This window comes from Arthrobacter sp. Bi83, assembly GCF_918698095.1.
Classification (GTDB): domain Bacteria; phylum Actinomycetota; class Actinomycetes; order Actinomycetales; family Micrococcaceae; genus Arthrobacter.
Window position 1 is genome coordinate 1 of the sequence record NZ_CAKKLY010000090.1, and the last position, 7,777, is coordinate 7,777.

The 7,777-nt window shown below is 65.8% G+C and carries 10 protein-coding genes and 1 pseudogene; 9 read left to right on the plus strand and 2 right to left on the minus strand.

Annotation, left to right across the window (positions count from 1 at the left end; translation table 11 throughout):
- Positions 1 to 29: 29 nt before the first annotated feature.
- The 4 genes and pseudogenes from LQ144_RS22365 to LQ144_RS22380 all read left to right on the plus strand — a co-directional run.
- Positions 30 to 599 carry an NADPH-dependent FMN reductase gene (locus LQ144_RS22365; RefSeq protein ID WP_230121445.1) on the plus strand — a complete coding sequence of 190 codons (570 nt, stop codon included), beginning with the start codon at positions 30 to 32 and terminating at the stop codon, positions 597 to 599.
- Positions 600 to 657: 58 nt separating this feature from the next.
- Complete coding sequence (locus LQ144_RS22370; protein WP_230121446.1) at positions 658 to 1,290, plus strand: NAD(P)-binding domain-containing protein; 633 nt, start codon at positions 658 to 660, stop codon at positions 1,288 to 1,290.
- Positions 1,291 to 1,601: 311 nt separating this feature from the next.
- Positions 1,602 to 1,784 (plus strand): NAD(P)-binding domain-containing protein, encoded by a 183-nt coding sequence (locus LQ144_RS22375; protein WP_230121447.1) that lies wholly within the window; start codon positions 1,602 to 1,604, stop codon positions 1,782 to 1,784.
- 329 nt (positions 1,785 to 2,113) lie between these two features.
- A pseudogene (locus LQ144_RS22380) lies at positions 2,114 to 2,815 on the plus strand (DUF4113 domain-containing protein); the annotation flags it as partial.
- Between the two features lie 18 nt (positions 2,816 to 2,833).
- On the opposite strand, the gene LQ144_RS22385 reads toward LQ144_RS22380, so the two are convergent.
- Complete coding sequence (locus LQ144_RS22385; RefSeq protein WP_230121448.1) at positions 2,834 to 3,034, minus strand: hypothetical protein; 201 nt, start codon at positions 3,032 to 3,034, stop codon at positions 2,834 to 2,836.
- Positions 3,035 to 3,201: 167 nt separating this feature from the next.
- Here LQ144_RS22385 and LQ144_RS22390 point away from each other — a divergent pair, with 167 nt between their 5' ends.
- The 4 genes from LQ144_RS22390 to LQ144_RS22405 all read left to right on the plus strand — a co-directional run bounded on the left by LQ144_RS22390 (position 3,202) and on the right by LQ144_RS22405 (position 7,005).
- Positions 3,202 to 3,711, plus strand: coding sequence for a universal stress protein (locus LQ144_RS22390; RefSeq protein WP_230121449.1), 510 nt, complete (start codon positions 3,202 to 3,204; stop codon positions 3,709 to 3,711).
- Positions 3,712 to 4,005: 294 nt separating this feature from the next.
- Entirely contained in the window at positions 4,006 to 4,350 is a 345-nt protein-coding gene (locus LQ144_RS22395; RefSeq protein WP_230121450.1) for a metal-sensitive transcriptional regulator, read from the plus strand.
- Positions 4,351 to 4,414: 64 nt separating this feature from the next.
- A complete protein-coding gene (locus LQ144_RS22400) occupies positions 4,415 to 4,645 on the plus strand; it encodes a heavy-metal-associated domain-containing protein (protein WP_230121451.1) in 231 nt (76 codons plus the stop codon).
- A 32-nt stretch (positions 4,646 to 4,677) separates the two neighbouring features.
- Positions 4,678 to 7,005: a heavy metal translocating P-type ATPase gene (locus tag LQ144_RS22405; protein ID WP_230121452.1), complete on the plus strand. Its 2,328-nt coding sequence runs from the start codon at positions 4,678 to 4,680 to the stop codon at positions 7,003 to 7,005.
- A gap of 8 nt (positions 7,006 to 7,013) precedes the next feature.
- On the opposite strand, the gene LQ144_RS22410 is transcribed toward LQ144_RS22405, so the two are convergent.
- On the minus strand, positions 7,014 to 7,286 hold the full coding sequence (locus tag LQ144_RS22410) for a DUF2277 domain-containing protein (RefSeq protein ID WP_230121453.1): 273 nt from the start codon (positions 7,284 to 7,286) through the stop codon (positions 7,014 to 7,016).
- Between the two features lie 212 nt (positions 7,287 to 7,498).
- Here LQ144_RS22410 and LQ144_RS22415 point away from each other — a divergent pair, with 212 nt between their 5' ends.
- Complete coding sequence (locus LQ144_RS22415) at positions 7,499 to 7,762, plus strand: hypothetical protein (protein ID WP_230121454.1); 264 nt, start codon at positions 7,499 to 7,501, stop codon at positions 7,760 to 7,762.
- Positions 7,763 to 7,777 lie beyond the last annotated feature (15 nt).

Sequence of the window (7,777 nt, forward strand, 5' to 3'; positions counted from 1 at the left end):
TGCCTCAACAAGCAGCACCAGGAGACGCCATGTCAATCCACATCCTTGCCCTCGTCGGTTCCGTACGCGCCGGATCACACAACGGCCAGCTCGCCCAGGCCGCCGCCAAGCTCACCCCGGAGCTAGTCGAGCTGTCCATACAGGAAAACCTCGAGCAGGTGCCCTTCTATAACGAGGACCTCGACAGCGAGGGGAGCATCCCGCAGCACGCCGCAGCCCTGCGGGAGTCCGCCGCGCGTGCCGATGCCCTCCTGCTGTTCGTCCCCGAGTACAACGGCACCATGTCAGCCGTTCTGAAGAACGCCATCGACTGGCTCTCCCGCCCCTACGGAGCCGGCGCCCTCTCCGGAAAGCCCGTCGCCGTCATCGGCGCCTCGGGCGGCCAGTACGGCGGCGTCTGGGCACACCAAGATGCCCGGAAGGCAGCAACAGCCGCGCAGGCCAATGTGATTGAGGACATCACCCTCTCCATTCCCAACTCGCTGACACGGTTCGCCGACACCCACCCGATCGACGACAGCGAGATCTCCACCGAACTCAAGTCCGTCGTCGCGCGCCTTGCCAAGGCGGCCGAACGCACCACCGCAGCGCACGTCTGACCGACTCCCACCCCCCGACACCCTCCTCAGCTTCGACTATGAAAAGCAGGCACACATCATGAGCAGCATCAGTATCATCGGTCTTGGAACCATGGCCCGAATCCTCGGCACCCGGGCGGTCGCCGCCGGCCACAGCGTCCAGGTCATCGGCCGTGACGGTACCAAGGCTGCCGCCCTGGCCGGCGGACTCGGTAGCCATGCCACAGCAGGGACGATCGCAAGCGGCGCGCTCACCGGTGACATCGTCATCCTGGCTGTGCCGTACACCAGCGCCTCGTCCATCGTCGGCCAGTACGGGGACGCCCTGACCGGCAAGGTCATCGTCGACATCACGAACCCCTTCGATCTCACCACGTTCGCCGCGCTCGTCACTCCCGAGGACAGCTCCGCCGCACAGGAGATCGCAAAGGCCGCCCCTGCGGGGGCGCATGTCGTCAAGGCGTTCAACACGCTCTTCGGCGGCGTCCTCGCGTCCGGTGAGGTCGAGGGCCGCCCCCTCGATGTGTTCATCGCCGGTGACGACGCCAACGCCAAGGCGTCCGTGTCCTCGTTCGTCGAGAGCCTCGGACTGCGCCCGTTGGTCACCGGTAACCTGAAGACCGCGCACTGGCTGGAAGGAGCGGGTCTGCTGCTTCTCGGTCAGGCCCAGCGGCAGAAGAACTTCTCCCTCAGCATTAAGTTTCTTGGCTGAACCCACGTCAAAGCGCCGCTCCCGATCCGGATCGGCCGGGACAACAACGGAGTAACCGGGCCCGCGGGACCAGATCGACCAATCCGGCGACCGGTGCGGAGACTCGATCTCTGAGATCGAGTCCCCGCTCGCCCCACTCCTCGACCCGATGCCGCACAGGCGGCGCGTGATGCAACCACTCACAAGGTGGGCTCCCGGCCAGGCCCCCGGCCGGCCGCACGGCCGACAACACCCCGATACGCCGACGCATGGCCCCGGCACGCACGCATGGCGGTGCGTCGGGCAACCCCAACCAGCGAAGGAACGAGCCCATGAAGTCCGGAATGATCGATTCGGGAACGCTCTCCCGCGCCATAGCCGGTCACTCAGTAAAGGCCGGTCACGACGTGGTCTTCAGCAATAGCCGCGGCCCCGAGACGCTCAAGGAAATCGTGAACGCCTTCGGGCCGGACCTTCACTTGCCCCACCTCTGGCGATACCGCTCCCAGTACTGATCCGCTGCGCTGAGAAAGTTCGCTTGCGAGTTCGCTCGGTGACAATCGGGTAACCCTCAAGCTCAGGAAGTCGCATGCCCTGCGCCAGAGCCGCGACGATAATCCTTGCCGGCGGTGCGACGACCCGGACACCCGCAGATAGAACGACGCCAAAAACCGCTGCGATTCACGGCCAGGACGGTGCACGATCAAGTGCACGGAGACGCGGGGACTACTGTGACGTCAACGCCGGGCCTCGCGCAGCGCTCCATGCGCCCGTGCCAGCCGATCCTGCAGACGGCGGTTCTCGTCCGTCAGCTGCCGGATGCGTTGGTGGGCAAGCTGAAGCCCGGCTCACCAGGCGCCTGAACGCCATCGGCATCCACTCAATCCTTGACCTCAGCCGCGCAGACCCCGTGATGATCAGGGACCGGTTCTCCGTGGTCACGACGCGGACCGTGCTCGAACTGCAGGGAACACCCTGCATCCCACTTGAGGAAGAACGGATCGGGCGGGATCAGCTGATCTTTTCCCGCTCCTTTTCCACGCCCATTACAACGTCCGCTGAGCTGCGCCAGGTCCTGAGCGTCTACGCACAACAGGCAAGCTCACGGCTGGCCCGGCATGGGCTGCAGGCCAAGATCCTCACCGCATTCGCGGGCACATCAGAGTACAACCCGCAGGATAAGTCCTTTCCGTCCGTGTGCATTCGGCTGCCGATGCCCACCGCCGACCCTGTGCTCCTGACACGGGCAGCGCACGGGCTCCTGCCCGCCATCCAGGATGGCAGCAAGTATGTCCGCGCCGGGATCATGGTCACCGACCTTCGGCCAACCGGAATCCAGAAGCCCCTGGAACTGTTCGAGAACCTTCACGAGGAGGGCAACATCGGCCCACTCGTGGAGGAAATCAGCCGCAGGTACGGCAGGGGCGCAATCGGACTCGGGTTTGCCGGGCTGCGCAGCGGCGTCGATTGGAGCATGAAGCGCGACATGCGATCACCCCGCTACACGACGCACTGGGATGAGATGCCGGTTGTCAGGGCAGCCTGATGGGCTCTGAGGTTGCCCTCAGTCCACGAATTCAGATTGAGTCTCGATGAAATCCCACTCTGCTTCAGTCAGGATGCTTTGCGGGGTGTCCGGATGAGGGCCCCCGGCTTCTGCGATTCCCTGCACAACAAAGAGCGGAAGTTCCTCGGCCCTGAGGTTTTCCCGGAGCCACTCCTTGCTTTTCAGGTCCAGATCAAGCCACCACATGTAAATCTGCATGTCCCGCCGCCTCTCTACGACTCAACGCTATGCGTGCTGCACCCCAGACACAAGGGACAAAACGGTGGCCTCGCCGCCCCGGTTTACGGGATCCGCCACGCGGCCGCCGGCAGGCAACCGCCCAGTTCAAGCCTAGTTATTCCCTGTGCCGGGGAACACAATGGAGTATGTCCCCAGAGCGCTTCAGCGGCCCGCCTCCCCTGCTCGTCGGCGTAATGCCGGGCCAGCATCCCGAAGTCCTCAAGACGGCAGCCACGCTGGCCCAACAACTCGCTGCGCCGCTCCTGTGCGCCTACGTGGACGAGGCAAGCTACCTCGTGGAATGGGATCCGGCGCGCTCTGCCCACCGCCTTTCGCTGCATCCGGACAAGGACGATGAGGACATCCGATCCGTGACGGAGGGCCTCAAATCCGTCATCGGCTCCGCAGTCCGGCCCGGGCCGCCCACGGAGTGGACGCTGCGCACACTTGCCGGCGATCCCGCCCGGGCGCTTGGAAGACTTGCGGCCGAGGTCAACGCACCGATGATTATTGTGGGCACGGCCGAGCGCGGCTGGGCACACCGGATCACGGAGGCGCTTAATGGGTCCGTGGGTGACTGGCTCAGCCACCACCAAAACCGGCCCGTCCTGGTGGTGCCCTTCCGGAGACCCGCCCATGAAGACGGTTCCGACTAGAGTTGCGGCGCTCAGTAGCCGCGTAATTCCCGGTGCTGTCGTGGCAAAATTCACCCCCTGAAAAGTAAAGCGAAAGTAGTTATTCGAGGTGGTGGCGAACTTCATTACCGGCAAGTAAGCTGGTGTTCGCAGGTTGATTTAGCGTCTGCCCAAAAAGCTGCTCCGGAGTGCGTATCCCCCAATAACGCACTCCGGAGCTTTTTTGTGCCCACTGGCGGCCGAGGGCACCAATGCGGGGCCCAAAACCAAAAGCGGGTCATTGACTCATACCCCCCAGGGGTATAGCTTGGACTTATGAGCACTCCTGAAGGACCGCCACCGGCGGTGCACGAAGAGTCACCGCCGCAGCATGGCTACACTTCGGACAAGGACGCCTATCTCCGCCGGCTTCGCCGGATCGAGGGCCAAGTGCGGGGAATCGCCCGCATGGTGGAGGAAGACAAGTACTGCATCGACATCCTGACCCAGGTCTCGGCCGTCACCAAGGCCTTGCACGCCGTCAGCCTGGGCCTCGTCGAGGAACATATCGGCCACTGCGTTATCGGCGCGGCCGCCGAGCCTGACCCTGACCTGCGTGCCGAGGCCATAGACATCAAAGTGAAAGAAGCCGCGGACGCCATTGGACGCCTGCTGCGGTAGCGGCAAGACCACCAACCGAAGCCAGCTGACCGACCCTGTCAGCCAGTTAATGAGGAGCCAGCAAATGAGCACCATCTCCACCACCGTCCACGTTTCCGGCATGACCTGCGGGCACTGCGTCTCGGCCGTCAGCGAAGAGCTGGAGTCGCTCGCCGGCGTCGAGGAGATCGACATCGCCCTCAATGCGGGCGGCCTCTCCACGGTCACCATTACCTCCACCCAAGAGCTCTCCCCGTCCGAAATCGGGGAAGCCGTGGCTGAAGCCGGCTACCTCGTGGTGGCGAACGAGGCCTGAATCCCACCCGGCGAAACCAACCAGGAACCGAAATGAGCACCGAGCAACTGCCGGGCAGCCCCGAGGACAGAGTGATCGAACTCGCGATCGAGGGCATGACGTGCGCATCCTGCGTCAACCGGGTGGAAAAGAAACTCGGCAAGCTCGACGGCGTCCAGGCATCGGTCAACCTCCCCCTGGAATCCGCCCACGTCACAGTCCCGGCCGGAATCACAGACCAACAGATCACCGACCAGGTAGCCTCAGCAGGCTACAAGGCCCGGATTAAGCCAGCCTTACAACCTTCGGCCGCCGCGGCGGAGCACCAAGGCGACCACGAAGACCACATGGCACACGGCGGCACGGCCTCGGCACTGAAGCCGCGCCTGGTCGCCGCGGCCATCCTCACGGTCCCCGTCTTCCTGATCTCGATGCTCCCGACCTTCCAGTTCCCGAACTGGGCCTGGGTGGTGGCTGCCCTGGCGTTGCCGGTGGTCAGCTGGGCGGCGTGGCCGTTCCACCGGGCGGCGGCCATCAATGCCCGGCATCTGGCATCCACCATGGACACGCTGGTATCCCTCGGCGTCATCGCCGCCTACGCCTTCTCGCTCGCGCAGCTCCTCGCGGACCCGGGCATCACCGGGAATCCAGCCATGGAACGGATGGAAGGCACAGGCTCCGGCGGCCTGTACTTCGAGGTCGCTGCCGTCGTCACCACATTCCTGCTGCTGGGCCGGTTCCTTGAGGCGAACGCCAAAGCCAAAGCCGGGGACGCCCTCAAGGCGCTGCTCAACCTCGGCGCCAAGGATGCCACGGTGCTCGTCAACGGCGCAGAAGTGAAAATTCCGGCCGCTCAGCTCTCCGTGGACGACGTCATTGTGGTGCGGCCCGGTGAGAAAATCGCCACCGACGGCGTCGTTGTCAGCGGTTCCTCCGCCATCGACGCGTCGCTGGTCACCGGAGAATCCGTACCCGTTGAAGTGGGCCCCGGCAGCCCCGTCACGGGTGCCACCATCAACGCCTCCGGCCGGCTGCTGGTCCGTGCCACGCGCGTCGGCGCTGAAACCACGCTGGCCCAGATGGGCAGGCTCGTGGCCCAGGCCCAGACCGGCAAGGCCCCGATCGCCAGGCTCGCGGACCGCATCAGCGCGGTGTTCGTGCCCGTCGTCCTGGCCATAGCCGTCCTCACGTTCGCCGGCTGGCTGCTGGTTGCCGGCCCGGACGTCAGCGGTCAAGAGCTGCGTACGGCGTTCACGGCAGCCGTGGCGGTCCTCGTGATCGCCTGCCCCTGCGCCCTGGGTCTGGCCACTCCGGTGGGCCTTCTGACCGGAACCGGGCGCGGCGCGCAGCTGGGCATTCTCATCAGGGGCCCTCAGGTGCTGGAGGACACCCGCACGGTGGACACCATTCTGCTGGACAAGACCGGCACCGTCACCAGCGGGCAGCTTGCCGTTGACGCCACCCTTTCCTTTCCCCCGTTCAGCGACGCCGATGTACTGCGGCTCGCCGGCGCGGTGGAAGCTGCCTCGGAGCATCCGATAGCGCACGCCATCGCCGCTGCCGCACGGGCCGACGTCCCTGCCATGAGCCTCCGGACGGACGACGGCGCCGGGCTCCCCGCCGTCGTCGGCTTCCGTTCAGCACCGGGCGGCGGAGTGGTGGGCACCGTGGCAGGGCGGCCGGTGGTCGCCGGCCGGACCGGCTGGCTCGAGGAAAACGGCGTCGGCCTGACCCCCGAAAACCACCGCGCACTCCGCTCCGCCGAACACTCCGGGGCCACAGCCATCTGGGTCGCGGTGGACGGCGGGGCCGCGGGCATCATCTGTCTGCGCGACACCATCAAGCCCGGCTCCGAGGCAGCAATCAGCCGGCTCAAGGGGCTTGGGCTGCGGCCCATCCTGCTGACCGGTGACAATGGCGCCGTCGCCGCGCAGGTGGCTGCCGCCGTCGGGATTCCCGCGGACGACGTATTCGCCGGCGTCCTGCCCGAGGGCAAGGTGGACGCAGTCCGCCGACTGCAGGCCGGCGGCGCAACGGTGGCCATGGCGGGTGACGGCGTGAACGACGCCGCTGCGCTGGCTCAGGCGGACCTGGGCATCGCAATGGGCTCCGGCACCGACGTGGCCATCGAGGCAGCGGACCTCACGGTCATGGGCGACGACCTCGGCCAGGTGGCGACCGCCATCGAGCTTTCGCGCCGCACGCTGGCCACCATCAAGACCAATCTTTTCTGGGCGTTCTTCTACAACGCCGTAGGCATCCCGGTAGCTGCGCTGGCGCTGCTCAACCCGATGATCGCCGGCGGTGCCATGGCCGCAAGCTCAGTGCTGGTGGTGGCCAACTCGCTCCGGCTTCGCAGGTTCGCCCGGCCTGGGAAGTAGCGGCGGGGTCAGGCGGCGCCGAAGCGGACCGCCGCCCTGGCCTTGGCCTTCGCAGCTTCCTCGGCCCGGTCCTTCGCCGGCGCGTGCGTCACGAGGGCGTCGAGCAGGTGCTGCGTTGCGTGCGCCACCTCATGCACGGCACGTTCGAAGGCTTCCTCGTTGGCCTTGGAGGGCTTGGTGCTGCCGCTGATCTTGCGCACGTACTGCAGGGCCGCGGCGTGCACCTCCTCCGACGTGGCGTGCGGTTCGTAGTTGTGAAGTGTATGGATGTTCCGGCACATACCCCCATGCTAGGCTCTGGACCGCCTGGGATCGACCCTCCGGGCACCATTCGGGAGGGGCGCGGCACCCATGGGAGGGCTGCATGGGGAGCGGTGCCCATCGACACCGTTTTGGGTTGGAGGATAGCTTTTAGGCAATGGATCTTCCGGACGAGCCGGAGGCCGCTGGGGATGCCGACTGGATCGGGTCCGTTGATTGAAGGAGATATCGAATGGCTATTTGGGGTGCAGACATTGCCCAGCTGAAGAACCTGGGCACCAAGCTTCAGGCGGGTTCGGCTGAGATCGAAAAGCAGAAGTCCCTGCTGACCAAGGTGCTCCAGGGCACCGACTGGAAGGGCCCGGACGCAGACAAGTTCCGCAGCGAATGGTCCGGACAGCACGCCGCCGCCCTTGCCAAGGTTGCGCAGGCGCTGGAAGAGGCCGGCAAGCAGGCCTCCCGCAACGCCACCCAGCAGGAAGAAGCTTCCCGCTAAGGCAGGATTCACGGG